The following is a 551-nucleotide window of genomic DNA, read 5'->3' on the forward strand; positions in this document are numbered from 1 at the left end:
TAGATTCAAACAATAGGTAAAATTGCTATGAAACCATTAATTTTTCATAATCCAAACTGCGGTACCTCTCGCAATACGCTTGCCATCATAAAGGCATCAGGCGAGCAACCAGAAGTGGTGGAGTATCTAAAAAACCCGCCAACCCGTGACTACTTGGTTGAGCTATTGGCAAAAATGAATATCTCACCAAGAGAGCTGCTACGCAGTAAAGAAGCCCTTAATAAAGAGCTGGGCTTAGACAATCCTGAGTTGTCTGATGACCAGATTATCGATGCCATGATGGCCCATCCTATCTTAATCAACCGTCCTATCGTAGTCACGGATAAGGGCGCAGCGTTGTGCAGACCGTCAGAGCGAGTGTTTGAATTGTTAGAAAATCCAGTAAGCAGTTTTAACAAAGAGGACGGCGAGACAATTTATCATGACAAAAACTAATAGAGACCAACCTCACGCAGATGACTCATTTAATCTAGATGACTTGCCCAATATTGATGCCAGTCAATTACAACCGATTGATATTGAGTCGTTGATTGCGCCAAATGACCCACGTC

At 42.8% G+C, this 551-nt stretch carries 1 protein-coding gene; it reads left to right on the top strand.

Annotated elements, in window-relative coordinates:
• The first annotated feature begins 27 nt into the window (after nucleotides 1-27).
• Nucleotides 28-435, top strand: a complete 408-nt coding sequence (gene arsC / locus ACS8FD_RS23615) for an arsenate reductase (glutaredoxin) (RefSeq protein WP_439261059.1) — start codon at nucleotides 28-30, stop codon at nucleotides 433-435.
• The last annotated feature ends 116 nt before the right edge of the window (nucleotides 436-551 follow it).

The organism is Psychrobacter sp. 1U2 (assembly GCF_051847575.1).